The organism is Mesorhizobium sp. RCC_202 (assembly GCF_041355295.1).
GTDB lineage: Bacteria > Pseudomonadota > Alphaproteobacteria > Rhizobiales > Rhizobiaceae > Mesorhizobium.
Genome location: NZ_JBFUPO010000007.1, coordinates 185,805 through 211,654, shown reverse-complemented (window position 1 = coordinate 211,654; position 25,850 = coordinate 185,805). Strand labels below are relative to the sequence as shown.

Below are 25,850 nucleotides of genomic sequence, written 5' to 3'. Positions count from 1 at the left end.
CACTACTGACTACTTACCACTCACTACTGCCTAACCCTTGATCGCCTCGACCAGCGTCGTGCCGAGACGCGCCGGCGAGGGCGATACCTTGATGCCGGCCGATTCCATGGCCGCGATCTTGTCTTCCGCGCCGCCCTTGCCGCCCGAGATGACCGCGCCCGCATGGCCCATGGTGCGACCGGCCGGGGCGGTGCGCCCGGCGATGAAGCCCGCCATCGGTTTCTTGCGGCCGCGCTTGGCTTCGTCCTTGAGGAACTGCGCGGCGTCTTCCTCGGCCGAACCGCCGATCTCGCCGATCATGATGATCGACTTGGTCTCGTCGTCGGCAAGGAACATCTCGAGCACGTCGATGAACTCGGTGCCCTTGACCGGATCGCCGCCAATGCCCACCGCCGTGGTCTGGCCGAGGCCGACATTGGTGGTCTGGAAGACTGCCTCATAGGTAAGTGTTCCCGAGCGCGAAACAACGCCGACCGAGCCCTTGCGGAAGATGTTTCCGGGCATGATGCCGATCTTGCATTCGTCGGGCGTCAGCACGCCCGGGCAGTTCGGTCCGATCAGCCGCGAGGTCGAGCGGTCGAGCCGCGCCTTGACCTTGACCATGTCCATCACCGGGATGCCTTCGGTGATGCAGACGATGAGCGGGATCTCGGCCTCGATGGCCTCGAGGATCGCCTCGCCGGCGCCTGCCGGCGGCACATAGATGACCGAGGCATTGGCGCCGGTTTTTGCCTTGCCTTCGGCGACGGTGGCGAAAATCGGCAGGCTCTCGCCTTTCGAGCCGATCCAGGTCTCGCCACCCTTTTTCGGATGGATGCCGCCCACCATCTTGGTGCCGTGATAGGCCAGCGCCTGTTCAGTGTGGAACGTGCCGGTCTTGCCGGTCAGACCCTGCACCAGCACCTTGGTATTCCTGTCAATGAGAATGGACATGGGTAGAAACGCCCCTGACTTCAGCGATTAGAGAAAAGGATTGATGGCCCGGACCGAGCCATAGATCTGGTTGTGATTGAGATCCTCGGTGTAGAAAATCGGCGCGCCGAGATATTCCGCCGCGGCGAGAAGCGCGGCGTCGTAGTAGTGAATGCCGTAACGCCGCGCGAACTCCAATCCTGCGCGGACATAGCCTTCGTCGACAGGTGCCAATGGGCAGGTTCCGAGGAACGCCAGCCATTGGTCGAGTAGGTCATCGCCAACGAGAGACTTCCTTCGCGCGACGGCGACGAATTCAGCCAAAGTCTGTCCTGACACGCCAAAGACGGTTCGCGAGATAAGCTCTTCGGCGATCGGTGCGCGTCGCGGATCACGATTCTTCTCCGAAGCCGCGTAGATCAGGACGTTCGTGTCGAGAAAGCAGTCGATCTTCCCGGTCGGCATAGGCGTCCCTTCGATCCCACTTATAGGGGGTGTCGGCGCTGTTGCTTCGTTTCGCCGCTTCGTCCATCAGCCGCTTCATTCCAGCCTTCGCCCAGGCAATCCGGTCTTCCTGCTCGACCTCATGCGCGAGCAGTGACCGGATAAGGGCGTTAAGCGTCGTCTGGCGACGCCCGGCAAGACCGCGCGCCTTTTCGAGCAGAGCCTCGTCTATAGCCAAGGTGACGTTCTTCATCGTCCGTCTCCACATAAATACACACGCATAATATGTGTGATTATGTGTAATTCTTCAACCGCTTTGCTCGCCATCTCCATCGGTCAGCCTTCCTTTGCGGAAGGCGAGACGCGCCGATAGATGCCGCTCACCATGTCTTGCCAGACATCGCTGCCGGCCGGCTTGAACTGAAGTTTCATGCGGTAGGCGTCGGCGTCTTCAAAAACAAAGGTTACGCGGGCAGTACCGCGCGGCGACGACCGCTCCAGAACCAGCTCGCTGCCGTTCCACGCGCCCGTGGCCGGCGAAGCCGGCACGAAACCCATCGAATCGAACTGATGCATGGTCGTGGCGCCGTTCTGCTGGTCGAAGCCGAACACATTGTGCGCGCCGAACGAGATGGTGCCGTCGCGGCGCTGGCGATAGCGCTGCATCACGAACAGGCCGCCGAACTGCGCTTCCGCCACCACTTCCGCGGTCGCCGGGCCGGCATCGGTCCATTGCGTGGCCGCAACCTCTTCCTCGCCGCGCCAGGCGCCGACCAGCGCCTGCAGGCGCTGGTGACCGTCCGAGAGCGAGGAGAAAGACGCCGCGTTCATGGGTCAGAGCCGCTTCAGGTCGGAAACGGTGAGGTCACTTTTGGCATTACCGGTGTTCAAGGTCGTCGCCGGCTCGAACATCAGCACCACGGGCTCCGGGGTCAGCGAGCGCGGACGGTGCTCGACGCCGCGCGGCACGACGATGAAATCGCCCTCGCCGAGCTCGACCGGCCCGTCGCGGAAATCGATGGCGATGCGCCCGCGCAGGACGAGGAAGGCCTCGTCCTCATTGTCATGCGCGTGCCAGTCGAACACCTCGCCGAACTTGGCGACCTTGGCCTGGGCGTCATTGACGTCGCCGGCGATATGCGGATCGAAGACCTTTTTGATCTTTTGGTCCGCCGCCTCGACGAGGTTTATTTTGCGCGGAGGCATCCGCTCAGCCCTTGACCGCCTTGACGATCTTCTTGGCCGCGTCATCAAGATCGTCGGCCGACACGACATTCAAGCCGCTGTCGTTGATGATCTTCTTGCCGAGTTCGGCATTGGTGCCTTCGAGGCGCACCACCAGCGGCACCTTCAGCCCGACTTCCTTGACCGCGGCGATCACGCCCTCGGCGATGATGTCGCATTTCATGATGCCGCCGAAGATATTGATCAGGATACCTTTGACCGCCGGATCCCTGGTGATGATCTTAAAGGCCGCCGTGACCTTTTCCTTCGACGCACCGCCGCCGACATCGAGGAAGTTAGCCGGCTCGGCGCCATAGAGCTTGATGATGTCCATCGTCGCCATGGCGAGGCCGGCGCCGTTGACCATACAGCCGATATTGCCGTCGAGCGCGACATAGGCGAGGTCGTATTTCGACGCCTCGATTTCCTTCTCGTCCTCTTCCGTGGTGTCGCGCAGCTCGACCACGTCCGGGTGACGGAACAGCGCGTTGTTGTCGAACGACACTTTCGCGTCGAGCACGCGCAAATGGCCGTCCTTCATGACGATCAGCGGGTTGACCTCGAGCAGGCTCATGTCCTTCTCGACGAACGCCTTGTAGAGGATCGGGAACAGCGTGCCGCCGTCTTTCGCCGCGTCGCCGTCGAGCTTCAGCGCGGCGTTGATCTTCTTGACGTCGTCGGCGCTCACGCCCTTTTTCGGGTCGATGGCGACGGTGATGATCTTTTCCGGCGTGTCGTGGGCGACGCCCTCGATGTCCATGCCGCCCTCGGTCGAGACGACGAAAGCGATGCGGCCGACCGAGCGATCGACCAGGATCGACAGGTAAAGCTCGCGGGCGATGTCGGCGCCGTCCTCGATATAGAGCCGGTTGACCTGCTTGCCGGCAGGTCCCGTCTGCTTGGTGACCAGCGTGTGGCCAAGCATCTCATTGGCGTTGGCGACGACTTCGGCCACCGACTTCGCCAGCCGCACACCGCCCTTGGCGTCGGGGCCGAGCTCCTTGAATTTGCCCTTGCCGCGGCCGCCGGCATGGATCTGGCTCTTCACCACGTAAAGCGGGCCGGGCAAAGCCTTGGCGGCGGCTTCGGCCTCGCCGGCCTTGAACACCGGAACGCCGCTTGCCACCGGCGCGCCGAACGACTTCAGCAGCGCCTTGGCCTGATACTCATGGATGTTCATGCGCTTGGTCTCCGAGGACGGTTACTTGCCGGCGAGATTACTTGCCGGCCAGATTACTTGCTGGCGAGATGTGGGGCGATCTTGGTGCAGGCTTCGGTGAGGCCCTGAACGGCGGCCACCGAGCTATCGAACATCTTCTGCTCGGCCTTCGACAGGTCGATCTCGATGACGCGCTCGACACCGCCGGCGCCGATCACCACCGGAACGCCGACATAGGTGCCCTTGACGCCATACTGCCCCGACAGGTGCGCAGCACATGGGAGCACGCGCTTCTTGTCCTTCAGATAGGCTTCCGCCATCGAGATCGCCGAAGCGGCCGGCGCGTAATAGGCCGACCCGGTCTTCAACAGGCCGACAATCTCGGCGCCGCCGTCGCGGGTGCGCTGCACGATCTGGTCGAGCTTCTCCTTCGAGGTCCAACCCATCTTGACGAGGTCGGGCAGCGGAATGCCGGCCACCGTCGAATAGCGGATCATCGGCACCATCGAATCGCCGTGGCCGCCGAGCACGAAAGCGGTGACGTCCTCAACCGAAACCTTGAACTCCTCGGCCAGGAAATAGCGGAAACGCGAGGAATCGAGCACGCCCGCCATGCCGACGACATGGCTGCTCGGCAGGCCGGAAAACTTCTGCAGCGCCCAGACCATGGCGTCGAGCGGGTTGGTGATGCAGATGACGAAGGCTTTCGGCGCGTACTTCTTGAGGCCGGCGCCGACCTGTTCCATGACCTTGAGGTTGATGCCCAGAAGATCGTCGCGGCTCATGCCGGGCTTGCGCGGCACGCCGGCGGTGACGATGCACACATCCGCGCCCTCGATGCCGGCATAGTCATTGACGCCGGTCAGCCTGGAGTCGAACCCGTCAACGGGGGAAGACTGCGCGATGTCGAGACCCTTGCCCTGCGGAATGCCCTCGGCGATATCGAACAGCACCACGTCGCCGAGATCCTTGAGGCCGATCATATGGGCGAGGGTGCCGCCGATCATGCCCGAGCCGATGAGCGCTATCTTGTTGCGTGCCATGTGAGGATGTTTTCCCTTTGTCTGTGACGATGCCCGAAATCTGCGGGCTGGATGACGGGGCCGGGGAGGCCTAAAAAGGATGCGGGAAACCGCAAAATTTCGCCGCACGCAATAGCTCCGCCTGCCGAAAAATTCAAACGATTATTTTGAGCCCAGCATTTTCAATCGGTTAGATGCTTTGGGATTTACGTAAACGTCAAAGTTTGTGAGCCGACTGAGGAGAATTTACACAATGAACGTCGAAATCAGAAGGCTTCATCCCGGCAATGACGCCCTTGTGATGCAAGTGGCGGAAGAGGTGTTCGACGAGCCGGTCTGGCCGGACCGTCTCACCGCCTATCTCGCCTCGCCCGGCCATTTCATGATCGTTGCGATCTGTGACGATATCGTGATCGGCCAGTGCGCGGCCGTGATCCACCGCCATCCCGACAAGGTGACAGAGCTCTACATCGATGAGGTCGGCGTGGCCCCAGCCTATCGTCGGCAAGGCATCGCGCGAAAAATGCTCGACGCCATGTTCACGATCGGCCGCGAGCATGGCTGTGGCGAAGCCTGGGTCGGCACCGAGCCCGACAACAAACCGGCACGCACGCTTTATGAGACCAGCGGCGAGCCGCACGGGCCGGCGGAAACCTTCGTGATGTATGTCTATGATCTGTCGAGACCGGCGGCTCTCTGAAGACGCGGGCTGCCCTCAGCCCGGCGCGGCCAGGGCTTTTTCAATCTGCGGCAGCAGCTGATCGCGCGCCGAGTCCGGCGTCAGCGGCCCGACATGCTTGTAGACGATCTTGCCGTCCTTGCCGATGACGAAGGTTTCCGGCACGCCATAAACACCCCAATCGATCGCCGTGCGTCCGGCAGGGTCGACCCCGATCGCCTGGTACGGATTGCCGAGATCGCCGAGAAAGCGGCGCGCGTTCTCCGGCTGATCCTTATAGTTCAATGCCGCCATGCTGAAGCGTTTGTCCTGCGACAGGCCAAGCAGCACCGGATGCTCTTCGCGGCACGGCGCGCACCAGGAGGCGAAAACATTGACCAGCGTCACCTTGCCGGCGAAGTTTTTGGAATCGAGCCCCGGTAGATTGGCGCCGTCGAGTGGCGGCAAACTGGTTTGCGGCGCCGGCAGGCCGATCAGGGCCGAGGGGATTTCGGCGGCGTCGCGGCCGGACAAAAGCTGCGACAGAAACAGACCGGCCAGCCCCAGGAACACCAGCAGCGGCAAAAGCACGAACAGGCGGCGTCGCGGCGCCGGCGCTTCGGTCTCGCTGCTCATGGCTTTGCCGCTCCAGCCTTGTCGGAACGCCGCCGCACGCCGGCGGCCTCCAGCGCCGCGAGCTCACGCTTGCGCGCTCGCTGGTCGAGCAGGATCCAGCCGATCAGCCCGGCCAGCACGATGGCCGTGATGGCATAGGCGGCGGTGACGAAGACGGCGTGTGCGCTCATCCCTGTCGCTCCCTGACAATATCTTCCAGACCTGCCATCCGCTCGATCATGCCATTCCCTTAGCGCCGCACTATAGATCCCGCAATTCGCCTCGGTGCCGCATGATCAAACGATGGGGAGGCATCAATCCGTCCCATGCCGCAGCGCCAGCGCCGCAGCGATCGGTCCGAGCACGGCAAGAAACAAGGTCAGCGCGGCAAGAATGAGGAAGGGCTGCAGGAACGGCGCCGGGTTGGCGACGGCGCCATAGCTCGCCGAAACGCCGAAGATCAGCACCGGGATGGTCAGCGGCAGCACCAGCACCGAGATCAGCAGCCCGCCGCGCGGCAGCGCGACGGCAACCGCCGCGCCTGCAGCGCCAATGAAGGTGATGGCCGGCGTGCCGACGAGAAGGGTGAGCGCCGTGGCGCCGATGCCGAGTGGGTCCATGTTCATGAACAGGCCGAGCAGGGGCGCGGCGACCACCAGGGGCAGCACGCTGCCCGTCCAATGCGCCAGGCACTTTGTCAGCACCGTCAGTGCCAGCATATGGCTGTCGTTGTTGAGCACCAGCAGATCGAGCGAGCCGTCCTCGCGATCGGCCTGGAACAGGCGGTCAAGCCCGAGCAGGCAGGCGAGCAAGGCGGCGATCCAGAGAATCGCCGGCCCAATGCGCGACAGAAGGTTGAGATCGGGGCCGACGCCGAAGGGGATGGTAACGATGACGGCGAGGAAGAAGATGACGCCGACCAGCGCACCGCCGCCGGCGCGAATGGAGAGGCGGATATCGCGCAGGAAGAGGGCTAGCATGATTTGAGATGCCTGCGCCCAGGCCCCCCTCTCTGGCCTGCCGGCCATCTCCCCCTCAAGGGGGGAGATTGGATGCCATTTGGGCTTTCGCCAATCTCCAACGTAGAACCTGCGGGGCGCCGAAACTGCCAATCTCCCCCCTTGAGGGGGAGATGCCCGGCAGGGCAGAGAGGGGGGCCGTAGAGCGCTGACATCAAGGAACTGGCCCCATTCTCAATTCCTTCGCCCCCTCCAGCCCCAGCGGCAGATGCGTTGCCGCCACCACAATGCCCCCATCCCGCAGATGCCCCCGCATCAACCCCGCGAACCGCTCCTCGGACGCCTTGTCCAGCCCCGCCGTCGGCTCATCGAGCAGCCAAACCGGTCGGTGGCTGACCAAAAGCTTGGCGATCGACGCCCGCCGCCGCTGCCCCGTCGACAGATAGCCGAAGGGCAGGTGACCTAGCCCACCCAGCCCGACCGTCTCCAGCGCCTCATCCACGTTCAGCGCCGGCTCGCCCTGGAAGGCGCGCCAGAAAGCCAGGTTCTCCGCCACGCTAAGCGCCGGCTTCATCGCATTGAGGTGTCCGAGATAGTGTGAAGCCGAAGCCACCGTCGGAAATGATTCGCCGCCGCCTTCTATCAGCACGCGGCCATCCGCCACCGGCAGCAGACCGGCGATAATCCTCAGCAGCGTCGATTTGCCGGTGCCGTTCGGGCCGGTGACGATGAGTGCCTCGCCCTTGCCGAGCGCAAAGCCTATGCCGGAAAACACCAACTCGCCGCCGCGTTCGCCGCCTAGATTTTCGGCGATCAGCCGCATTCCTGCCCGTCCCGAAGCATCGCTTTGCGATCACCGCCGCATCGCACAAATTTGCCTGTCGCCTGTCTAGAACTATTCCAGGAAATTCTCTATATGCGGTTCATCCGTGCCAGCGGTCGGCGCGGGAACAGAATTTGCGCCGAACCAGCGCACGCGCCGCCTTGAACGGCTCGGGTTGCTTGGGAGCGGACAGCGGAAATGGCCGTACCCGCACCTTTGCGCGTGATTGCATGCCATCGGCGTCCGTTCCCTTTCAGGCTGAACAGACAAGGATCGCACGTGTCAAAATCCCTCGACAGTTTCAATTGCCGCCGCACCCTGACCGTGGGTGGCGTGGACTATGTTTACTTCAACCTTGTCGAGGCCGAGAAGAATGGCCTCACCGGGATCGCCCAGCTGCCCTATTCGATGAAGGTGCTGCTGGAGAACCTGCTGCGCAACGAAGACGGCCGCTCGGTCACCAGGGAATCGATCCAGGCGGTCGCCGCCTGGCTGACTGACAAGGGCACCGCCGGCGTCGAGATCGCCTATCGCCCGGCCCGCGTGCTGATGCAGGATTTCACCGGCGTGCCGGCGGTCGTCGATCTTGCCGCCATGCGCGACGGCATCAAGGCGCTGGGTGGCGATCCCGAAAAGATCAATCCGCTGGTGCCGGTCGACCTCGTCATCGACCATTCCGTCATCGTCGACGAATTCGGCACGCCGATGGCCTTCGCGCGCAATGTCGAGCTCGAATATGAGCGCAACGAGGAGCGCTACAAATTCCTGAAATGGGGCCAGCAGGCGTTCCGCAACTTCCGCGTCGTGCCGCCCGGCACCGGTATCTGCCACCAGGTCAATCTCGAATATCTGGGGCAGGTCGTGTGGACCAACAGCGAAGACGGCGAAACGACCGCCTATCCCGACACCTGCGTCGGCACTGATTCGCACACCACCATGATCAACGGTCTCGGGGTGCTCGGCTGGGGCGTCGGCGGCATCGAGGCCGAGGCGGCCATGCTCGGCCAGCCGGTCTCCATGCTGTTGCCGGAAGTCATCGGCTTCCGCCTCACCGGCAAGCTGAAGGAAGGCGTCACCGCCACCGATCTCGTGCTCACCGTTACCCAGATGCTGCGCAAGAAGGGCGTCGTCGGCAAATTCGTCGAGTTCTTCGGCCCAGGCCTCTCCAACATGACGCTGGCCGACCGCGCCACCATCGGCAACATGGCGCCCGAATATGGCGCGACCTGCGGCTTCTTCCCGGTCGACGGCGAAACCATCCGCTACCTGACAATGTCCGGTCGCGACGAAAGCCGCATCGCGCTGGTCGAAGCTTATTCGAAGGCGCAAGGCATGTGGCGCGATACCGGCTCGGCCGATCCGGTCTTCACCGACCTGCTCGAGCTTGACCTCGGCGAGGTCGTCCCATCGATGGCCGGCCCGAAGCGCCCCGAAGGCCGTGTTCCGCTCGAAGGCATTCCCGCCGGTTTCGCCAAGGCGATGGAGACCGAGTACAAGAAATCAGCCGAGATTTCGAAGCGCTATGCCGTCGAAGGCGCCGGCTATGATCTCGGCCATGGCGACGTCGTCATTGCCGCCATCACCTCCTGCACCAACACCTCGAACCCGAGCGTGCTGATCGGCGCCGGCCTGCTGGCCCGCAACGCCAATCGGCTTGGCCTGAAGCAGAAGCCGTGGGTGAAGACCTCGCTTGCCCCCGGCAGCCAGGTGGTGGCCGAATATCTGGAAAAGTCGGGCCTGCAGAAGGAGCTCGACCAGATCGGCTTCAACCTGGTCGGCTTCGGCTGCACCACCTGCATCGGCAATTCCGGCCCGCTGCCGGCGCCGATCTCCAAGACCATCAACGACAAGGGCCTGATTGCTGCCGCGGTGCTCTCCGGGAACCGCAACTTCGAAGGCCGCGTCTCGCCCGACGTGCAGGCCAACTACCTCGCATCGCCGCCGCTGGTGGTGGCGCATGCGCTGGCCGGCACGGTCACCAAGGACCTGACCACCGAGCCGCTCGGCGAGGACAGGAACGGCAATCCCGTCTACCTCAAGGACATCTGGCCAAGCTCGGCCGAGATCCAGGAGTTCATCGAGAAGAACGTCACCCGCGAGCTGTTCGCCCGCAAATATGCCGATGTTTTCAAGGGCGACGCATACTGGCAAGGCGTCAAGGCGCCGGAAGGCCAGACCTATGCCTGGGACGACAACTCGACCTATGTGCAGAACCCGCCTTATTTCGCCGGCATGGGCCGCTCCTTCGGCAAGGTCGGCGACATCAAGGGCGCGCGCGTGCTTGGTCTGTTCGGCGACAAGATCACCACCGACCACATCTCGCCGGCGGGTTCGATCAAGGCCGCCTCGCCGGCCGGCAAGTACCTCACCGAACACGGCGTCGGCGTCGCCGACTTCAACCAATACGGCACGCGGCGCGGCAATCATGAGGTGATGATGCGCGGCACCTTCGCCAACATCCGCATCCGCAACCACATGCTGGGCGAGAACGGCCGCGAGGGCGGCTATACGATCCACTATCCCTCGAAGGAGGAGATGTCGATCTACGACGCCGCCATGGAGTATAAGAAGGAAGGCGTGCCGCTGGTGATCTTTGCCGGCGTCGAATATGGCAACGGCTCCTCGCGCGACTGGGCGGCCAAGGGCACGAACCTGCTCGGTGTCCGCGCCGTCATCGCGCAGTCCTTCGAGCGCATCCATCGCTCCAACCTGGTCGGGATGGGCGTCATCCCCTTCGTCTTCGAGGACGGCACCTCTTGGGCCTCGCTCAACCTGAAGGGCGACGAAACGGTCGAGATCGACGGCCTGGAGGCGATCAAGCCGCGCCAGAAGATGGTCGCCAAGGTCACCCATGGCGACGGCACGGTGAAGAACGTGCCGATCATCTGCCGCATCGATACGCTTGACGAGCTCGACTACTTCAAGAACGGCGGCATTTTGCAGTACGTGCTGCGCGACTTGGCCGCGTAGAAAATAGCGAGTAGTGAGATCGGAAGTAGTCAGTAGTGAGGCACCCCCCACTACTGACTACTGACTACTGACTACTGACTACTGACTACTGACTACTGACTACTGACTACTCACCCGCCTTACCTCCGGCGCTGATGTCGGCCCAGATCGCCAATCTGGTCGCGAAGGTGTGAAACAGCGTCGAGCCGATGCCGATCGCCACCACCCACCATGCCAGGACCTCGGCGAAGGCGCCGGCTTGTGCCGCCGCGCCTGCCAGACGCCCGACAATCCGGCGGCAATGAAAGCAAGATTGGTCAAAGCATTAGCCGGCTCTGCCCAAAGTCCTGGACCGGTCCGTTCGCAATAGAGATCGACGGGGGTCAGGAGAGTTTGCCACATGGTGATGATGCCGTCCCCGAATCGAACCAAGACGTGAAATGCAGTGGCCTCTCCTATTGCCGCCTTACCTGCGGTTGCAATGGCAAGATTTCACCGCAACGTGACTTCCCGTTGACAGGCGCTTCTGCCACATATTTCAGCAACCAGAACAAGGCCGGCGTCACCGGCGGGAATTGGAAAAGTCATGGTATCTCCCGGACCGTTGCGGCTCGCGGCCTTTGCGCTGGTCCTTTCGGCATTCGCCGGCACGGCGCTGGCAGCCGAGCCTGAAACGTCGAAAGGCGACAAACCACAGTCCGAGAAGACCGCGGTCGACCGACCGCTGGGCGTGGTCGAGCTTTTCACCAGCCAGGGCTGCAGTTCTTGCCCGCCGGCCGACGAATTCTTCGCCGAGCTCGCCGGCAAGGACAACATCATCGCGCTCGCCTATCACGTCAATTACTGGGACTATCTCGGCTGGCAGGATACGCTGAGCACCAAGGAGAACACCGAGCGGCAGTACGACTATATGCGCGCCTTCAACAGCCGCTCCGTCTACACGCCGCAGGCCGTCATCAACGGCCGCAATCATGTCAACGGCGCCAGCCGCAAGGAAGTCGACGGCGCTCTGGCGCGGCTCGACAGGACCGGCGAGGGCATGCGCGTCGGCATCAAGGTGAGCCGCACCAGCGATCGCGTCATGATCGACGCTGGCGATGCCGGCAACGGCCCGAGCGATGCGCATGTCGTGATCGTCTATTTCGATCCGCCGCAGACGATCAGCATTGGCCAGGGCGAGAACAGCGGCCGCAGCCTGACCTATTGGAATGCCGTCTCCGACATCCAGACCGCCGGCATGTGGCACGGCAAAGCGCAGCGCTACGAGTTGCCGATGACGGAAATCGCCAAGAGGGGCGGCTGCGCGGTGCTTTTGCAGTCGGTCGGCAAGGACGGCATGCCCGGACCGATCCTCGGCGCGGCCTTCATCCGCAAGCCTGAGCCCCTTTAACCAGCGCACTCTGCTCCCTTTGCGCGAGAAGACGAATCGGCGCGCAGCGCCGAGAGAGTGAGGGGTCTTCCGGCTTACCCAACAGCTCGGAATTACCGCCGCCTCATTCCTTACAACATCCCTTATCAGACCAGGGCAATCGCGTATGGCGTTGCGAGTTCGGATAACCAGCATGCCTTGATTGGCGTCGCGTTGGCCGTCGATAAACCCATATGCGACCGCTTATCAGACGGAGCTTCGCCCGGCCGCCTTCCCTAATGCATGCCGCCTGGAAGTGTGCAGCGGTTGTAAGATCCGTTTCAGCGCGACGCGCTTTAAGGGGAGAGATGGCGCTCCGCCAGGCAATAAAAAACCGGCGTCAGCTTGCTTCTGACGCCGGTCATTAGGTTGGGATCGTCGCACCTGATTTTTCCAAGGAAAAACCGAGGTTGGTTCGATCCGACGCTGACCCGTGGGCGGGGGGCTTGGGGTTTACGAGCCGGTGCCGGACCGAACCGTCTCAGGCAACGCCGGTAAATTCGTCGGACATTGGGGCATGAGCGCGGATAATTTGTGGCGAGATTGTGGCAGAGCATCACCAATTCCAACATGTGTTTCGCAAACGTGACTGGACGTTTGGGAAACAGCGTGACGGCGGCGTGCTTTGCCGGGCCTTGCAATTCCACCGCGAAAGCGCGAACCTTGGCCGGCGCATGATTCAATCGAAGGATCGAGGCATGACCGATCACGGCGGCGGGACGGAGGATGGGGAAGCATCCGGAATATTGATCCCGTTGCACGAGGCGCGGCGCGAGCGCTTCGATCAACCGGTGCGTTTCGACCGACGCGAGCTCGACCAGATCCTGAGGCTTTACGGGCGCATGGTCGCGGCCAATGAATGGCGCGACTATGCGATCGACCATCTTGCTGATCGCGCTGTCTTTTCCGTCTTCCGCCGGGCCAGCGAAGTGCCGCTTTTCCAGATCGTCAAGGACCCCAAGCTCGCGCGCCGCCAAGGCGCCTTCGCCGTCATCGCCGCCGGCGGCCGCATCCTCAAGCGCGGCCAGGAACTCGGCCGTGTGCTCGGCGTGTTCGATGCCAAGCTCAAGGTTGTCTAGGCTTGAGGGGAACTGACGAACTGGAGAAATTGAGGAACTGGAGAACAAAAAGAAAAGGCCTTCAGGCACTTAGCTCATTCTTCCTCAGTTCCTCAATTCTCCAGTTCCTCAGTTCCCCTTCCGAAATCTCCGCTCCGGAAGCGAATCAGGGTCAGGCGGCAGTTCCTTGCCGCCATTCAACGGCAACTGCATGAACACCGTGTCCAGCCAGCGCCCGTGCTTGTAGCCGGATCCTTCCAGCCGCCCGGCATGACAAAAGCCGAGCTTTTCGTGCAGGCGCACCGAGGCACTATCCGCATGGCCATCGCCGATGACCGCTATGATCTGGCGGAACCCCGCCACGCGCGCCGCTTCGATCAGCGCCTGCATCAACAGCAGGCCAACACCTTGCCCCTTGGCCTCCGGCGCCACATAGACCGAATCCTCGACGACGAAGCGGTAGGCGGGCCGCGGCCGAAACGGACCGGCATAGGCGTAGCCGAGCAGAACGCCATCCTTTTCGGCGACCAGATAAGGAAAGCCACCGGTCGTTAAGCTGCCGAATCGGTTGCCCATTTCGACACGGTCGGGCGGCTCGAGTTCGTAGCTGGCAGTGCCGTTGCGCACCGCATCGGCATAGATTTCGGTGATTCGGTCGAGGTCGGCCGCCGTTGCAGCCCTGATCGAAATATTGCTCATAGTTTGTGCAAAGTCTTTCCTTGCCTCGATTACAGCAAAGGCCCGCACAAAAGGAAAGGGCGGCCATTGGGCCGCCCCTTCCGAAATCTATGATCCAGCCGAGGCGGGACTGTCGCCTTAGCGGCGCTGGCCCATGAACTGCAGCAGGAACATGAACAGGTTGATGAAGTCGAGATAGAGCCTCAGCGCGCCCATGATCGCCTTGCGGCCGGCAACGTCGGACTGGTCGCCCTCGTAATACATCTCCTTGATGGCCTGCGTGTCGTATGCGGTCAGGCCGGCGAAGATCAGCACGCCGATCGCCGAGATGGCGAAACCGAGCGCCGACGACTGCAGGAAGATGTTGATCAGCATCGCGACCAGCAGGCCGATCACGCCCATGACCAGGAACGAGCCGAACGCCGACAGGTCGCGTTTGGTCGTGTAGCCGTAGAGCGAAAGGCCGCCGAAGGCCGCGGCCGTGGCGAAGAAGGTCTGGGTGATGCTGGTGCCGGTGTAGACGAGGAAGATCGTCGACAGAGACAGGCCGACCAGGCCGGCATAGACCCAGAACGTCGTCTGCGCCGCAGCCACGCTCATCGACTGGATCCGGAACGACAGGAACATCACTGCGGCGAGCGGAGCCAGGATCACGATCCAACGGAACGCGCTTGCATAGATGAGCTGGCCGAAGGCGGTCAGCTGACCGTCGCCGGTGACGGCGAGCTGGAAGGCGCCGAAGGCGGCAAGGCCGGTGATTAGAAGGCCAAGCCCCATAAGGTTGTAGACTTTGATCATATAGGCGCGCAGGCCCTGATCGATATCGACGCGCGCGCCGCTGGCGGCGGTCTGGAAATTGCGGATGGGATCAGCCATTGAAATCCTCTGTTGCTTCTGCCCCGTCCGGTGACGGGTCCCTCGGGGGACCAGGCGCCGCTGGGGGGCTCCAGCATGCCTGACGCCAAATATGATGGTTCTTGGCGTCAAGAACAAGACGGTAACGAGGCGTAACGCTTTGTCAGAAAGCAAAAAAGCCGGTTTCAGGCCGCTTGGCGCGGCTTTCTTACAAAGATTTAACCGGACCGCTGGCTTGGCGCCCCCGGGAGTCAGAGATTGCGCAGCACCGGCGCCGCCTTGTGGCCAAGCACGCGCCAGGTGCCGGCAAGACCGATGCCGACCGTGACGACAAGCGAGACCAGGATCGTTATTACGGCCACTTCAGGCATGAAGTGCGACGGCAGCGTCATGATATGCGCCACGACGAACCATGCCGCGACACCGCCGGCGGCGAGCGCGAACAGCGCCGTGGCAAGGCCGATCAGCATGTATTCCAGCGAGAAGGCGGCAATCAGCGTCCGGCGCGTCGCCCCCAGCGTCTTCAGCACGACCGCGTCATGAATGCGCGCCCGGTTGCCGGCGGCCAAAGCACCGGAAAGCACCAGCACGGAGGCAATCAGCGCCACGCCGGCAGCAGTGCGGATAGCGGTGCCGAGCTGCGCGACCAGCCGGTTGACGATGTCGAGCGCGTCCTTGACGCGCACCGTCGTCACCGCCGGAAAGGCGCGCGTCACCGCATTGAGCAGCCGCGCATCGTCCGCCGTGCTGGCTTGTCTGTCGGTCAGCGTCGCCAGCCAGCCATGCGGCGCGCCGGCAAAGGTGTTGGGCGAGAACACCATGACGAAATTGATGCCCATCGTCTCCCATTGCACCTGGCGGAAACTGGCGATTTTCGCGGTCACGTTGCGACCGAGCACGTTGACGGTGACGGTGTCGCCGAGCTTCAAGCCGATCGCCTTGCCTTCCTCCGCCGAGAAAGACACCAACGGCTCGCCGGAATAATTGTCCGGCCACCAGGTGCCCTGCGTCAGCGTCGCGTTCTCGGGCTGTCTGGCGTCATAGGTCAGCCCGCGGTCGCCGCGCAGTACCCAGGCGCCGTCGGCAGGAATCGGAAGCTTGGCGACATCGACGCCGTTGAGCGCCATGATACGACCGCGCAGCATCGGCACCTTGACCAGCGTTCCTTGCGGCGATTCCTTGCCGACCAGCGCGGCGAACGCATCGACATCGGTGCTCTGGATATCGACGAAGAAGAAGTTCGGCGCCCGCTCCGGCAGGCTGCCCGAAATCTGCCGGCGCAGATTCCCGTCTATCAGCGCCAGCGTCACCAGCAGCGTCAGGCCGAGCCCGAGCGACAGCACGACCGAGGGCGTCAAAGCGCCGGGACGGTGGATGTTGCCGAGCGCCAGCCTGAGCGGAACCGAGCGCACGCGTGGGCTGCGGCGCGCCAGCCATTGCACCAGAAGCGCCACCAGGCGCAGCACCAGGAAGGCAAAGACCGTCGCGCCGACGAAGATCGAGGCGATGCGCTGGTCACCGGCGGAGAAAATGGCGAGCGCTCCAAGCAGCAGCACGATCGCCAGGGCGGCGCCGGCATAAGGCAGGCGCGGCAGGCCGCGGCTCTCAAAACCCATCTCGCGAAACAGCGCCGTTGCCGGCACGTCGCGAGCGCGCCCGAGCGGCAAAAGCGCGAAGGCCAGCGTCACCAGCAGGCCGAACAGCGCCGCCATGCCGAGCGCGCCTGGATAGAAGCCGCCTTGCGCCGGCACCGGGATCACCGATTGCAGCAGCGCGCTCGCCACGAACGGCATCGCGGCACCCAGGATCAGCCCGAGCACGATGCCAAGGCCGGCGATCAGGAGGATCTGCACGAGATAGACGGTGAAGACGAAGCCGCCCGAGGCACCGAGGCTCTTGAAGGTCGCGATGACGCCGCGCTTGCCGTCGAGATAGGCGCGCACCGCATTGGCCACACCGACGCCGCCGACGACCAAAGCCGTCAACCCGACCAGTGTCAGGAACTGCGAGAAGCGCTCGATGTTGGCGGAGAGCGCGGGGGCGGCGTTGCTGCGCGTGCGGATCGACCAGCCGGCCTGCGGGAAATCCTTGGCCGCCTGATCCTGGATCTCCTTGAGCCGCGCTTCGGATGTGCCGTCCGGCAGCCGAACCTTGTAAGCGTTCTCGACCAGGCTGCCGGGCTGCACCAGGCCGGACGCGGCAAGCCCGTCACTCGATATCATCAGCCGCGGCGCAAAACCGAAACCGTCCGACACTGCATCCGGCTCGTTGATCAACCTGGCGCGCAGCTCGAAAGTGGCGCTGCCCATTTTCAGCCGGTCGCCGATGTGAAGATTGAGCCGGTCGAACAACAGATCCGGCGCCGCGGCGCCGAACACGCCGGACCGCTCGCCGAACAACTCGTCCCTGGGCAGCGCCGGATCGGTCTCGAGTACACCGTAAAATGGATAGGCATCGTCGACCGCCTTGGCCTCGACCAGCGCCTGGTCGGAACCGTCCTCGAGCCGCGCCATCGAGCGCATGCCGGAATTGAGCGACACCGTGCCCAGGCTTTTCATGAAGCCGAGCTCGGCGTCGGAAGCGCTGCGCTGGTTGATCTGGAAGCGCAGGTCGCCGCCGAGCAGCGTCTGGCCCTGATTGGCAACGCCGGCGGTAATCGCCTGCGCCACCGAATTGACGCCGCCGATCGCCGCGACGCCGAGCGCGATGCAGGCAAGGAAGATCAGGAAGCCGGACAAGCCGCCGCGCATCTCGCGCAGCGAGAAGCGGATGGCGAGCTTCAAGGTCCGCATCAGGCCGGCACCTTCACAGGCTTCGGCGCGTCCTCAATCCGGCCCGAGCGCATCGACACCTGGCGGGCGCAGCGGCCGGCGAGCGCCGGGTCATGCGTGACCAGCACCAGCGTCATGCCGCGCTCGGCCGCCTTGGCGAACAAAAGGTCGGCGATCTGCCGTCCCGTCGCTTGGTCGAGATTGCCGGTCGGCTCGTCGGCGATGAGGATGCGCGGCGACGGCGCCAATGCCCGCGCGATCGCCACGCGCTGCTGCTCGCCGCCGGAAAGCTCGCCCGGATAGTGCGTCACACGGTCGCTGAGGCCCACCGCCTCCAGCTCCCGCGCCGCCACCCCGAACGGATCGGCATGACCCGCAAGCTCGAGTGGCACCGCGACATTTTCGAGCGCCGTCATGTTGGGGATGAGATGGAAGGACTGGAAGACGATGCCAATGTTACGGCCACGAAACGAAGCAATCTGGTCCTCGCTTTTGCCGTTAAGCACCTCCCCGGCGATTCGGACCGTTCCCGAATCGACCCTTTCCAGGCCTGCCAGAACCATGAGCAGCGTGGACTTGCCGGAGCCCGAAGGGCCGACAATTCCGGTGGCTTCACCGGCGGCGACATCGAGACTGACGCCTTTCAGCACATGGACGGAGGACGCGCCCTCGCCGAGCGTCAGCGATACATCCCTCAACGCGATGACGGCTTCTGTCACAATGAAAGCGTCCTATATGTGGAAAAAGGAGACAGGCCTGGGTTTCCCCCTGGGATTGTTCCGGTCATATGGGGCTCGCCACATGGCTTTCAAACACGCAATTGCCGCATGCCTCGTCCTTTTCCTCGCCGTTTGCGGCGCCGTTTCGTCGGCGCGCGCCGCCACCTTCACCATCGTCGGCTTCGGCGACAGCCTGATGGCGGGCTACAGCCTCGCCCCTGGCCAGGGTTTCACCGACAGGCTGCAGGCGGCGCTGAAAGCAAAGGGCCTCGATGTCAGCGTCGCCAATGCCGGCGTCTCCGGCGACACTTCGAGCGGCGGGCTGGCGCGCCTCGACTGGTCGGTGCCGGACGGCACCAGGCTGGTCATCCTCGAGCTCGGCGCCAACGACATGTTGCGCGGCGTTTCGCCCGACATCCCGCGGAAGAACCTCGACGCCATGCTGGGCAAGCTCAAGGCGCGCAAAATCCCGGTGCTCCTGGCCGGCATGCGCGCCGCACCCAACCTCGGCGCCGATTACCAGAAGGCTTTCGACGCCATCTACCCGAAGCTGGCGGTAAAATACGGCATCCCGCTCTATCCGTTCTTCCTCGACGGCGTCGCCGGCCATCCCGACCTGCAATTGGAGGACGGCCTGCACCCCAACCCCCGGGGTGTCGACGTGATGGTCGAACGTATCCTGCCGTTCGTCGAAAAGGCGATCGCCGACAATAAGGGGGCGTCATGAGGGGGCGGCGCGTCGTGAGGCCGAAACATCACGGTTTCCGCTGGGGAAACCTTGTGGACAACAAACCGCTTGCCCCGCGCGAATATCGATGATTCGCTAGGGACAAGAGTTCGATTCGAGGACAGGAGGCTTCCCATGCCACGTCTTTTCACCGCCCTCGAAATTCCCCGTGACGCCGCTCTTTCGTTATCGTTGCTCCGTGGCGGTTTGCCCGGAGCCCGCTGGATCGACGTCGAGAACTACCATCTTACCCTGCGCTTCTTCGGCGATATCGAGGGTCATGTCGCCGACGAAATCGCCAACGCGCTCGACCGGGTGGATCGCCCCTCCTTCCAGCTGACGCTGTCGGGCGTTGGTGCTTTCGGCGGAAAAAAGCCGCATGCGGTGTGGGCCGGCGTCGCTGCCTCGCCCGATCTTGTGGCGCTGCAAGGCGAGATCGACCGCATCAGTCAGCGGCTGGGGCTGCCCGCGGACCCGCGCAAATTCTCACCTCATGTGACGCTGGCGCGGCTGCGCAACGGCAGCCCGCTCGACGTCGCGCAATATCTGTCGGCGCGCGGCAATTTTTCCACGCTGCCCTTCCGAGTCGGCCGCTTCGTGTTGATGTCGTCGCGCGATTCGGTCGGCGGCGGCCCTTATATCGTCGAGGAGGCCTGGCCGCTGGTCTCAGATGCGCTGGCCTCGAGCCGTTTGGCCAGCGCCTCCGACGCCTCGCGGATCATGCGATAGACCGAAGCGAAGGCTTGCTGGTCGTCGTAATAGGGATCCGGCACGTCGTGGGCGTTGCCGGTGGCGAAATCCAGGTAGAGATGGACACGGTCGCGCGCGGCCGGCGGCGCCAGCGCCTTGAGGTCTCGCACATTGGCCCGATCCATGCCGAGAATCAGGTCGAAGCGCGAAAAATCCTCCGGCAGCACCTTGCGCGCCCTTTGCCCTGAGATGTCGATACCGTGCTGGCCGGCGACCGCGATCGAGCGCCGGTCGGGCTCTTCGCCGCTGTGCCAGCCGCCGGTCCCGGCCGAATCGGCCACGATGTCCTGGTCCTCTCCACGCTCCGCCAGCACGGCGCGTAAAACGCCCTCGGCCAATGGCGAACGGCAGATGTTGCCGAGGCAGACGAACAGAACGGATTTTATCGGCTTGGCGCTCATCGATCCGGCGGATCTAATCTTGTTTCCGTGCGTGTCGCCTTCCCAAACCGCTGCGCACTTTTGGGCGACATGCATTATGGTGTAGGCCAATTTCGAATAGCACAGGAAACGCATATGAACAGGGACAAACTGAGCAACGACGCCATCGCCGCCGCGCTCGCCGAGCTCGAAGGCTGGTCGCTGGCCGCCGACGGCGCCTCGATCAAGCGCAGCTTCGTCTTCAAGAATTTCTCCGAAGCCTTCGCCTTCATGACGCGCGTGGCTTTGGCCGCCGAGAAGATGGACCACCATCCCGACTGGTCGAATGTCTACAAGACCGTGGACGTGACGCTGAACACGCACGATGCCGGCGGCGTGACGGCGCTTGACATCGATCTCGCCAAGCGGATGAACCGCTATTTCGGCTGAGGCCTTTTCCTGGCAATAGCTTCACTTCGTCATCCACGGGCGGAGCAAGGAGCGTAGCGACTCGGCGCAGACCCGAGGATCCATGCCGTGACCTCGAAGTGTAGCTGCGGTCCAGAATTCTGCTCCGCTGCGTTCGGTGATGTCACGGAATGGATTCTATGGTCTGCGCCGCGTCGCTGCGCTCCTTGCTTCGCCATGGAATGACGATTGGATGGTGTGTTCCGGCAAATCTCCAACGTGGTGATTGCCAGATCAGTCTATCCATTGCCGGCGCTGCCGAGTCCGATTTCCCGGCCACGTAACCAGTCAAACTCTTGTATGAGCCTTGCCCTTTCACCACATTTTCTCGCAACGGGCCGCCGCCCAAGGACACGCGCGGCCAAGGAGTGACTGATGGCGCAAGGACCTGGCTTTGATTTCTTTGGCTTTGGCGACAAGCTCGCCGGCGAAGGCGAGGTGCGTGAGAAATTCTGGCGCACCGCAAAGAAGGCCGCCCGGCAGATCCCGTTCATGGACGAGGTGGTCGCCGCCTACTACTGCGCGATGGACAAGGACACACCGCTGCGCGCCAAGGCGATCCTGCTCGGCGCTTTGGGCTATTTCGTCCTGCCGTTCGATTTCATCCCCGATTTCGTCGTTGGCTTCGGCTTCACCGACGACCTTGCGGTGCTGACCGCCGCGATCACCGCCGTCAGCGCTCACATCACGCCTGCCCACAGGCAGGCCGCCAAGGACGCGCTGGCCGACAAGGGCTGATCGCCGGCCGGCAAACCCGGGCAACGAGACCGCGCAACCACCTCGCGCGAAAAGACAAACTCTTGCCGTTTTCGTGGCCTCCAAGTTCGCCGGGACACAGCGCCAGCCGCTTTCGACGGCGGTGGCGTGAATGGTGGCGGTTTCCTGGGGTGACATCCTTTTGTTGAGGAAAATTCACCGTTTGGTAACCCTGATTAAATCAAAATGAAGCGACGGCAGGACGCCACGCGGCCCGCCTCCGCACCATTTGGAATACGGGAAGAACGATGCGCGGATTGATAGCTATAGTTTCCAGCCTGGTCCTGGCGGCCTCGGCAGTGCCGGCTTTGGCGCAGCAGGCGACCAAGATCGGCCAGCACAATGCCTGGGGCACCTACAGCTATCAGTCGCAGGCCGGCAAGGTCTGCTACGTGCTGACCGTGCCGACCGACAAGCAGCCGCCGACGCTCGACCATGGCGACATGTTCTTCTTCGTCAGCCAGCGTCCTGGACAGCAGATTTCGTACGAGCCGCAATTCATTGCAGGCTACAATTTCCAGGACGGCTCCAAGGCCACCGTCACCATCGACAAGAAGACGTTCTCGATGTTCACCCGCGGCAAGTCGGCCTGGGTCGAGAACGCCGCCGAAGAGCCGGTGCTGATCGCCGCGATGAAAACCGGCACCGACATGAAGGTGCAGGCCAAGTCCGGGCGTGGCAATCCCACGTCCTACGTCTTTTCGCTGAAGGGCATCTCGGCTGCGCTGTCTTCCATCGCCAAGTGTAAATAGGCTGAGGCTCCCCTTGGCGGCGGACAGCAACATCGACACCACGATCCTGCAAATGGTGATGCAGAGGTGGCAGAAAACCGCCATGGTCATTGCCAAGACGGAAGAAGCGCTTCGCAAGACGGGCGAGGAGGTGTCCTGGGATGACATTGCCGAGCGAATAGAGTCTCTGGACGCACTCGGCGCAATTGAAAGCCAGGGGGACCTTACCCTGTGGCGCAACAGTGAAGTCCGCCTTCCGCAGGCAGAAGCCGAAGATCGCTACAGCAGGTCAGCTTCGCGCCGGCTCCGTCTCCGCCCTGCGCCTTCTGATCGCCTCGGCGATGAAAACCCGTGATAGCGCGTGATAGAGCGGCTCGTGTGAGATCAGCCGCGCCGTACCGTAGCCGAGCATGGCAGCACACATCAGCGCGATGACATTGTCGTGGTTGCCGGTCATTTCGAGGATGATGACGAAGGCCGTCATCGGCGCTTGCACGACGCCGGCGAAATAGCCGGCCATGCCGAGCAGCGCCGCCGTGCCGGTCGCGGTGCCGAAGACCAGCCCGAGCGTGCTGCCGAGACCGGCGCCCACCGCCAGCGACGGCGCGAAGATGCCGCCGGGAATGCCCGACACCATCGACAGCAGGCCGGCGGCGAATTTTTCGACGAAGAACAGAGCCGGCAGCGGCGTTCCCTCAATGGCGCCCCGCGCCTGGGTGTAGCCGGTGCCGAAGGTGAGGCCGCCCGAAGCAATGCCGATGACCGCGACCAGCAGCCCGCAGCCTGCCGCCACGACCAGCGCGCGCGGCAGCGGCTGCAGCGCGTTCCAGCGCCGGATGCGCCGTCCGATCTTGAGCGCCGAGAGCGAAAACAGCGCGCCGACACCGCCGCCGATGATGCCGCAGGCAAGCACCAGCGGCCAGTCGCTGGCAAACGCCACCGTCTCCTTGGCGACGCCGAAATAGGTGTAGTTGCCGATGAGGCCGAGCGAGGCGAGGCCGGCCAGGATCACCGCGGTCAGCACCAGGCCGTTGGTGCGCGATTCGTAAGCGCGGCCCATCTCCTCGATGGCAAAGACGATGCCGGCGAGCGGCGTGTTGAAGGCTGCGGCGATGCCGGCGGCCGAGCCGGCCAGGATCAGCCCGCGCGCCTGCGCCATGCCGCCCCAGCGCGCCGCCTGCAGCATCACCGAGGCGCCGACCTGCACCGTCGGACCCTCGCGGCCGATGGAGGCGCCACAGAACAGGCCGATGACTGTCAGCGCGATCTTGCCCACGACCAGCCTGAGCGACAGGATGTGGCTGCGGTCCTCATCGTCGCGCAGGTGCCGCGCCGCGATCGCCTGCGGAATGCCGCTGCCTTGCGAACCGGGAAAGAAGGCATGCGCCAGCCAGGCGCACAGCACGAAACCCAGCGGCGTCATCACCAGCGGCAGGTAGAAGCGCCAGCCGCCTGCATTGCCGGTCACCGCATGGAACAGCGCCTGCGCCTGGTCGGCGAGCAGCGCGAACAGCACGCTGATCAAGCCGATCGAGATGGCGCCGGCCCAGAAAACCAGCCGCGGCTGCCAGATGCGACGCGAAACCCACATCGCCTGCGAGCGGCGCAGCATCGGGTGTTTTCGCGATAGTCCGGCCATGTCGATCCTCGTGATGGAGGCCCAGCCCTATCACAGGCCGAGGGTCGATCAAGACTGCGAGGTCAGGCGCGGTTCGCGCATATGCTCAGGATTGTCCCGCCGACCCTATGCCGGCGGGAATGTCAGGCGAGACAGGCTTGAGCCTCACATGGCCATTTTTTCACATTCGGCCTGAGCCTTCTTGGTCGACGTATCGATCATGTAGGCTTTGCCCTTGGCGTCGGTCATCATCATCATGCAATGCTTGATCGGCTTGGCCATCTTCATCATCTCGGCGCCCATCTTGGCATCGGGCATCATGGTTCCCATGTGGCCGTCCGGCATGATCGCGGTCACTTGCCCGCCTTTCATCATGGTCATGCTGCCCATCGTATCCTCGGCCAAGGCCTGCGAAGCGGAAAGGCCGATGAAACCTGCGATAAGCACGAACTTGATCGAGTGCATCCAAACAACTCCCATTTGTGCAGGGGCATAGTCGCCCCTTTTCAGGTTCGCCGACGCGCTTCGAAAGGTTACGTCAACACGAATATGTGATCGATTGCCGGCGTGCGGGCGGCAGTTGAGGTCAAATTTTGTTGACCTCCGTTCCAGTGGAATTAGTTGCCGCTTCCCCCTAATCGGCAGAGACCCGCGCCGGCAGGTGAGTCCACCGTCACCGCGCAGACGCCAATCGTCACAAAGCGCCTGCATAATGGAATTGGCCAGACCTTTGGAACAGCCTCTCTTTGCGACCGAGCGTGATCCGCGGCTGAGGCTGATCATCCCTTCGATCGTCGCCATCGCCTTCCTGATGGAACAGCTCGATTCCACCATTCTCACCACCGCTATTCCCTCCATCGCGCATAGCCTCGACACGACGCCGGTCCGGCTGAACCTGGCCATCACCACTTACATCCTCACTCTGGCCGTCTTCATTCCGGTCAGCGGCTGGTTCGCCGACCGGTTCGGCGCGCGCAAGATCTTCGCGCTCGCGCTCTTCACCTTCACACTCGGTTCGGTCCTGTGCGGCGTCGCCTACAATGTCGGCATGCTTTTGGCCATGCGCGGACTGCAAGGGTTGGGCGGCGCCATGATGACGCCGGTCGGGCGGCTGATCCTGCTGCGCAGCTTTCCGCGCAGCGGCCTGATCACCGCCATGACCTACATGACCTTGCCGGCCATTATCGGGCCGGTGATCGGCCCGCTGCTTGGCGGCCTTTTGACCACCTACGCTTCCTGGCGCTGGATCTTCTACGTCAACGTGCCGTTCGGCCTTATCGGTATCTTTGCCGCCTTGCGCTTCGTCGACGATTTCCGTGAAGAGATCGTGCAGCCTTTCGACTTCGCCGGCTTCCTGATGGTAGGCAGTGGCGCGGCGCTGCTGCAGTTTGGGCTGGAGAATATCGGCCGTCCAGCGATCTCGACATGGGCGACAGTGCTGGTGCTGGCCGCGTCCGTCCTGCTCCTGCTCGCCTTCGGGCGTTATGCGCGTCGCGTCGCGGCACCAGCGTCGACCTGACGCTGTTCCGATACCGCTCCTTCTCGGTCGGCACGCTGGCTGGGGGCCTCTGCCGCGTCGGTCTTAACGGGGCACCTTTCCTGCTGCCGTTGATGCTCCAGGTCGGCTTCGGCATGAGCCCGATCACCTCGGGATCCCTGACCTTCGTCGGCACGTTCGGCGCTTTGCTGATCCGGCCGCTGTTGTCGTCGTTCCTGCGCCGCTTCGGCTTCAATGCCGTGCTGACCGGCAGCGCACTTCTCGGCTCAGCCACTGTCGCCGGCTTCGCCCTGCTGCGGGCCGACACGCCGCACTGGACAATTGCCGTTTACGTCTTCCTGTTCGGCATCATCCGGTCGGCCCAGTTCATGACCTCGAACACCTTGTCCTACGCCGACCTTCCAGGCGAGAAGCTCAGCCGCGCTACCAGTCTTGGCGGCGTGTTGCAGCAGCTCAGTGTTTCGCTCGGCGTCTCGATCGCCGCCATGGTGCTCAGCCTGGTATCCGGCCAGGCGCATGCGCCGACGGCCGACCAGTTCCACTGGACCTTCCTGCTCACGGCCATCATTCCGCTGCTTCCCATTCCGGGTTTCTTCTTCCTGCGCGCCGAGGACGGCGTCCAGGTCAGCGGCTACCGCCGCAAGGCGGAAGCTCGAGAGTGAGGCTGGAGCTATCTTCCCCTTCTCCCC

30 protein-coding genes and 1 pseudogene are annotated in these 25,850 nt (G+C 63.4%); 12 read left to right on the top strand and 19 right to left on the bottom strand.

What is annotated here, in order from left to right; genetic code table 11:
• Positions 1-30: 30 nt before the first annotated feature.
• The 7 genes from sucD to mdh form a co-directional block, all read right to left on the bottom strand.
• On the bottom strand, positions 31-933 hold the full coding sequence (gene sucD / locus AB6802_RS18140) for a succinate--CoA ligase subunit alpha (RefSeq protein ID WP_371011532.1): 903 nt from the start codon (positions 931-933) through the stop codon (positions 31-33).
• Between the two features lie 27 nt (positions 934-960).
• Complete coding sequence (locus AB6802_RS18135; RefSeq protein WP_371011531.1) at positions 961-1,377, bottom strand: PIN domain-containing protein; 417 nt, start codon at positions 1,375-1,377, stop codon at positions 961-963.
• Positions 1,304-1,609, bottom strand: a complete 306-nt coding sequence (locus AB6802_RS18130; RefSeq protein ID WP_371011530.1) for a hypothetical protein — start codon at positions 1,607-1,609, stop codon at positions 1,304-1,306. The genes AB6802_RS18135 and AB6802_RS18130 overlap by 74 nt, the downstream gene beginning before the upstream one ends.
• Positions 1,610-1,692: 83 nt before the next feature.
• On the bottom strand, positions 1,693-2,187 hold the full coding sequence (locus tag AB6802_RS18125; protein ID WP_371011529.1) for a DUF1579 family protein: 495 nt from the start codon (positions 2,185-2,187) through the stop codon (positions 1,693-1,695).
• 3 nt (positions 2,188-2,190) lie between these two features.
• Positions 2,191-2,562, bottom strand: coding sequence for a cupin domain-containing protein (locus AB6802_RS18120; protein WP_371011528.1), 372 nt, complete (start codon positions 2,560-2,562; stop codon positions 2,191-2,193).
• A gap of 4 nt (positions 2,563-2,566) precedes the next feature.
• Positions 2,567-3,760, bottom strand: a complete 1,194-nt coding sequence (sucC, locus tag AB6802_RS18115; protein WP_371011527.1) for an ADP-forming succinate--CoA ligase subunit beta — start codon at positions 3,758-3,760, stop codon at positions 2,567-2,569.
• A 53-nt stretch (positions 3,761-3,813) separates the two neighbouring features.
• A complete protein-coding gene (mdh, locus tag AB6802_RS18110; RefSeq protein ID WP_371011526.1) occupies positions 3,814-4,782 on the bottom strand; it encodes a malate dehydrogenase in 969 nt (322 codons plus the stop codon).
• A 232-nt stretch (positions 4,783-5,014) separates the two neighbouring features.
• Here mdh and AB6802_RS18105 point away from each other — a divergent pair, with 232 nt between their 5' ends.
• Positions 5,015-5,461 (top strand): GNAT family N-acetyltransferase, encoded by a 447-nt coding sequence (locus tag AB6802_RS18105; protein WP_371011525.1) that lies wholly within the window; start codon positions 5,015-5,017, stop codon positions 5,459-5,461.
• A 15-nt stretch (positions 5,462-5,476) separates the two neighbouring features.
• Here AB6802_RS18105 and AB6802_RS18100 read toward each other — a convergent pair whose 3' ends face one another.
• The 4 genes from AB6802_RS18100 to ccmA form a co-directional block, all read right to left on the bottom strand.
• Complete coding sequence (locus tag AB6802_RS18100; protein WP_371011524.1) at positions 5,477-6,055, bottom strand: DsbE family thiol:disulfide interchange protein; 579 nt, start codon at positions 6,053-6,055, stop codon at positions 5,477-5,479.
• Positions 6,052-6,225, bottom strand: a complete 174-nt coding sequence (gene ccmD / locus AB6802_RS18095) for a heme exporter protein CcmD (protein WP_371011523.1) — start codon at positions 6,223-6,225, stop codon at positions 6,052-6,054. The genes AB6802_RS18100 and ccmD overlap by 4 nt, the downstream gene beginning before the upstream one ends.
• 123 nt (positions 6,226-6,348) lie before the next feature.
• The gene (ccmB, locus tag AB6802_RS18090) at positions 6,349-7,014 is read right to left on the bottom strand and encodes a heme exporter protein CcmB (RefSeq protein WP_371011522.1); all 666 of its coding nucleotides are present in this window, start codon (positions 7,012-7,014) and stop codon (positions 6,349-6,351) included.
• Between the two features lie 193 nt (positions 7,015-7,207).
• Positions 7,208-7,816 carry a heme ABC exporter ATP-binding protein CcmA gene (gene ccmA, locus AB6802_RS18085; protein ID WP_371011521.1) on the bottom strand — a complete coding sequence of 203 codons (609 nt, stop codon included), beginning with the start codon at positions 7,814-7,816 and terminating at the stop codon, positions 7,208-7,210.
• 279 nt (positions 7,817-8,095) lie between these two features.
• Between ccmA and acnA the strand changes: the two genes are divergently transcribed.
• Positions 8,096-10,786: an aconitate hydratase AcnA gene (gene acnA, locus AB6802_RS18080; protein ID WP_371011520.1), complete on the top strand. Its 2,691-nt coding sequence runs from the start codon at positions 8,096-8,098 to the stop codon at positions 10,784-10,786.
• Between the two features lie 133 nt (positions 10,787-10,919).
• On the opposite strand, the pseudogene AB6802_RS18075 reads toward acnA, so the two are convergent.
• Positions 10,920-11,167: pseudogene (locus AB6802_RS18075) on the bottom strand (ceramidase domain-containing protein); the annotation flags it as partial.
• Between the two features lie 184 nt (positions 11,168-11,351).
• On the opposite strand from AB6802_RS18075, the gene AB6802_RS18070 reads away from it, so the two are divergent.
• Together AB6802_RS18070 and AB6802_RS18065 are read left to right on the top strand one after the other, a co-directional pair.
• The gene (locus AB6802_RS18070) at positions 11,352-12,155 is read left to right on the top strand and encodes a DUF1223 domain-containing protein (protein WP_371011519.1); all 804 of its coding nucleotides are present in this window, start codon (positions 11,352-11,354) and stop codon (positions 12,153-12,155) included.
• A 716-nt stretch (positions 12,156-12,871) separates the two neighbouring features.
• On the top strand, positions 12,872-13,252 hold the full coding sequence (locus AB6802_RS18065) for a DUF2794 domain-containing protein (protein WP_371011518.1): 381 nt from the start codon (positions 12,872-12,874) through the stop codon (positions 13,250-13,252).
• A gap of 108 nt (positions 13,253-13,360) precedes the next feature.
• Here AB6802_RS18065 and AB6802_RS18060 read toward each other — a convergent pair whose 3' ends face one another.
• The 4 genes from AB6802_RS18060 to AB6802_RS18045 all read right to left on the bottom strand — a co-directional run bounded on the left by AB6802_RS18060 (position 13,361) and on the right by AB6802_RS18045 (position 18,254).
• Positions 13,361-13,930 (bottom strand): N-acetyltransferase family protein, encoded by a 570-nt coding sequence (locus AB6802_RS18060; protein WP_371011517.1) that lies wholly within the window; start codon positions 13,928-13,930, stop codon positions 13,361-13,363.
• A gap of 117 nt (positions 13,931-14,047) precedes the next feature.
• Positions 14,048-14,785 carry a Bax inhibitor-1/YccA family protein gene (locus tag AB6802_RS18055; protein ID WP_371011516.1) on the bottom strand — a complete coding sequence of 246 codons (738 nt, stop codon included), beginning with the start codon at positions 14,783-14,785 and terminating at the stop codon, positions 14,048-14,050.
• 230 nt (positions 14,786-15,015) lie between these two features.
• Positions 15,016-17,556 carry an ABC transporter permease gene (locus AB6802_RS18050; RefSeq protein WP_371011515.1) on the bottom strand — a complete coding sequence of 847 codons (2,541 nt, stop codon included), beginning with the start codon at positions 17,554-17,556 and terminating at the stop codon, positions 15,016-15,018.
• Entirely contained in the window at positions 17,556-18,254 is a 699-nt protein-coding gene (locus AB6802_RS18045; protein WP_371011514.1) for an ABC transporter ATP-binding protein, read from the bottom strand. The genes AB6802_RS18050 and AB6802_RS18045 overlap by 1 nt, the downstream gene beginning before the upstream one ends.
• An 82-nt stretch (positions 18,255-18,336) precedes the next feature.
• Here AB6802_RS18045 and AB6802_RS18040 point away from each other — a divergent pair, with 82 nt between their 5' ends.
• Together AB6802_RS18040 and thpR are read left to right on the top strand one after the other, a co-directional pair.
• On the top strand, positions 18,337-18,981 hold the full coding sequence (locus AB6802_RS18040) for an arylesterase (RefSeq protein ID WP_371011513.1): 645 nt from the start codon (positions 18,337-18,339) through the stop codon (positions 18,979-18,981).
• 135 nt (positions 18,982-19,116) lie between these two features.
• On the top strand, positions 19,117-19,710 hold the full coding sequence (thpR, locus tag AB6802_RS18035; protein WP_371011512.1) for an RNA 2',3'-cyclic phosphodiesterase: 594 nt from the start codon (positions 19,117-19,119) through the stop codon (positions 19,708-19,710).
• On the opposite strand, the gene AB6802_RS18030 is transcribed toward thpR, so the two are convergent.
• A complete protein-coding gene (locus AB6802_RS18030; RefSeq protein WP_371011511.1) occupies positions 19,617-20,132 on the bottom strand; it encodes a low molecular weight protein-tyrosine-phosphatase in 516 nt (171 codons plus the stop codon). The genes thpR and AB6802_RS18030 overlap by 94 nt on opposite strands.
• Before the next feature lie 114 nt (positions 20,133-20,246).
• On the opposite strand from AB6802_RS18030, the gene AB6802_RS18025 reads away from it, so the two are divergent.
• The 4 genes from AB6802_RS18025 to AB6802_RS18010 all read left to right on the top strand — a co-directional run bounded on the left by AB6802_RS18025 (position 20,247) and on the right by AB6802_RS18010 (position 22,400).
• The gene (locus AB6802_RS18025) at positions 20,247-20,540 is read left to right on the top strand and encodes a 4a-hydroxytetrahydrobiopterin dehydratase (protein WP_371011510.1); all 294 of its coding nucleotides are present in this window, start codon (positions 20,247-20,249) and stop codon (positions 20,538-20,540) included.
• Positions 20,541-20,933: 393 nt separating this feature from the next.
• Positions 20,934-21,296: a YkvA family protein gene (locus AB6802_RS18020; protein ID WP_371011509.1), complete on the top strand. Its 363-nt coding sequence runs from the start codon at positions 20,934-20,936 to the stop codon at positions 21,294-21,296.
• A gap of 266 nt (positions 21,297-21,562) precedes the next feature.
• The gene (locus tag AB6802_RS18015; RefSeq protein WP_371011508.1) at positions 21,563-22,066 is read left to right on the top strand and encodes an invasion associated locus B family protein; all 504 of its coding nucleotides are present in this window, start codon (positions 21,563-21,565) and stop codon (positions 22,064-22,066) included.
• Between the two features lie 13 nt (positions 22,067-22,079).
• On the top strand, positions 22,080-22,400 hold the full coding sequence (locus AB6802_RS18010; RefSeq protein ID WP_371011507.1) for a hypothetical protein: 321 nt from the start codon (positions 22,080-22,082) through the stop codon (positions 22,398-22,400).
• On the opposite strand, the gene AB6802_RS18005 is transcribed toward AB6802_RS18010, so the two are convergent.
• Both AB6802_RS18005 and AB6802_RS18000 read right to left on the bottom strand, forming a co-directional pair.
• Complete coding sequence (locus AB6802_RS18005) at positions 22,335-23,684, bottom strand: chloride channel protein (protein ID WP_371011506.1); 1,350 nt, start codon at positions 23,682-23,684, stop codon at positions 22,335-22,337. The two genes, AB6802_RS18010 and AB6802_RS18005, sit on opposite strands and share 66 nt — an antisense overlap.
• Positions 23,685-23,828: 144 nt before the next feature.
• Positions 23,829-24,128 carry a hypothetical protein gene (locus tag AB6802_RS18000; RefSeq protein ID WP_371011505.1) on the bottom strand — a complete coding sequence of 100 codons (300 nt, stop codon included), beginning with the start codon at positions 24,126-24,128 and terminating at the stop codon, positions 23,829-23,831.
• Between the two features lie 265 nt (positions 24,129-24,393).
• On the opposite strand from AB6802_RS18000, the gene AB6802_RS17995 reads away from it, so the two are divergent.
• Together AB6802_RS17995 and AB6802_RS17990 are read left to right on the top strand one after the other, a co-directional pair.
• Positions 24,394-25,182, top strand: coding sequence for an MFS transporter (locus AB6802_RS17995; RefSeq protein WP_371011504.1), 789 nt, complete (start codon positions 24,394-24,396; stop codon positions 25,180-25,182).
• Entirely contained in the window at positions 25,089-25,823 is a 735-nt protein-coding gene (locus AB6802_RS17990) for an MFS transporter (protein ID WP_371011503.1), read from the top strand. Before AB6802_RS17995 ends, AB6802_RS17990 begins: the two co-directional genes overlap by 94 nt.
• Positions 25,824-25,850 lie beyond the last annotated feature (27 nt).